Source organism: Sulfurovum sp. bin170 (genome assembly GCF_010892395.1).
Taxonomy (GTDB): domain Bacteria; phylum Campylobacterota; class Campylobacteria; order Campylobacterales; family Sulfurovaceae; genus UBA1140.
The window spans coordinates 1-1,571 of record NZ_JAACKB010000460.1 but is presented as its reverse complement, the minus strand read 5'-3'; the positions used below and the strand labels follow the sequence as shown (position 1 = coordinate 1,571).

Sequence of the window (1,571 nt, the reverse complement as noted above, 5' to 3'; positions counted from 1 at the left end):
TGGAGATTCCTGCAACATTTAAAACTGTTAGGGTACAGAAGATGGTTTCTGATGTTAAAGAGACTAAAACTCCAATAGAAGCAGAATACAAGATGGTTCAAAAGAGAAAGAAAATCTCTTCTGAAACTCAAGGATGGAAGAGAATCTTATGTCAGACAAATATGAATCAACAGGTGATTTTGAAGATTCAAAATGCTCTGAAAGCTAAAGGTTATAACGCTGGTAAAATTGATGGTGTTTTGGGTGGAGATACTAGAAGAGCAATAGATAAGTATCAAAGAGACAACACACTAGCTACTGGTGGAATCACTTATGAGACATTAAAGTCTCTTGGGATTAAGCTGTAGGGAATTATAACTTGGAAAACTCGGAATCGGAAGGCTCTGCCTCCGCTGTTCGGGAGTAAACTCTCCGTTTCCAAAATGTCAGATCTCACCACCCTCTGCATTTGCGATTCTCTCTATTAACTCAGATAAATATCCGTCCATAAAAAATTGACAAAACCTAACAGAGGTTAAATTTCATCTTGATAGCTGTATTATAGCATAAAATATTCCTCTATCTCACTACTAATAAGTTATGAATTGATAAAATATTTTATATCTTTTCATTGCATTTTTATCTTAATCTCTAAAACAAATCCGATATAATAAACCCTACACAGAAACAGGGAGAAAAATATGACATACACCATAACCATAGACACATCAAAAACTCAGAAAGCCATAGGAGAGCAACTATGGAAAGATTTAGATTTAGCAGACGATGTCCTACAACCTACCAACGATATTTTACCTATCGTGATACAGAGCAGTGATACCCAAACGCTACAACTGCCGTGGGAACTGCTCTATCATTCAACTTATGGTTCTTTGGCGACCAATCCACAGTTTACCCTTAGTCGGCAGATACCAGATGTTCCGATACTACAGACTCCTTTTGAGAAAAAGCCATTGAGGGTGCTGTTTTTTTCAACACTTCCTGATGATTTACAAGAGTCCGAACGGTTGGCTGTTGAGAATGAACAGGTGGCTGTTTTGGAAGCTCTGTTACCTGCTATCAAAGAGGGAAAAGTTGAGCTTCAGATACCCAATGATGGACGGTTTGAGAGTTTGAAACATCACATAGAGAAGTTTGACCCTCATTTGGTCTTTTTGAGTGGGCATAGTGGTTATGACAAGGGCAAAGGCTCTTTTCTTTTTGAAGACAAACGAGGGTTCAAAGTCGATATAGATGAAGAGCAACTCACCACGGCGTTTATAGGTTCTCATGTATCGTGTGTGGTTCTCTCTTCGTGTCAATCTGCAAAAGCTGATAAGCAGAGGCTCAATAGTGGATTGTTTCCTACTTTCTAAAAACTTGAACCACCCAAACCAAAGGCTCAACAAACCCAACCCTCACCACTTCACTCAAAAACTTATGCCGTGATAAAAAGTTAGCAATAGGTGGTGAGTTTCTGTAATAGAACTGAACAAATCGCTCTCCTAATAAGTTTGTTAAGAGCTTTTGGTCTCGGAACTCTTTTAGGGCTATTACTTTTGGAGCTGTTGGGGAGTTATAGACGGCTGTGG

The 1,571-nt window shown here is 38.8% G+C and carries 3 protein-coding genes; 2 read left to right on the top strand and 1 reads right to left on the bottom strand.

The genetic code is table 11. From position 1 onward, the window contains the following. The coding region (locus GSY74_RS10725) for a peptidoglycan-binding protein (RefSeq protein WP_188108722.1) at positions 1–347 on the top strand (347 nt) is incomplete at its 5' end. A 333-nt stretch (positions 348–680) separates the two neighbouring features. Further along, entirely contained in the window at positions 681–1,355 is a 675-nt protein-coding gene (locus GSY74_RS10720; RefSeq protein ID WP_164665142.1) for a CHAT domain-containing protein, read from the top strand. On the opposite strand, the gene GSY74_RS10715 is transcribed toward GSY74_RS10720, so the two are convergent. Next, positions 1,345–1,571: CFI-box-CTERM domain-containing protein (locus GSY74_RS10715; RefSeq protein WP_223157533.1), on the bottom strand; the 227-nt coding region annotated here is incomplete at its 5' end. The two genes, GSY74_RS10720 and GSY74_RS10715, sit on opposite strands and share 11 nt — an antisense overlap.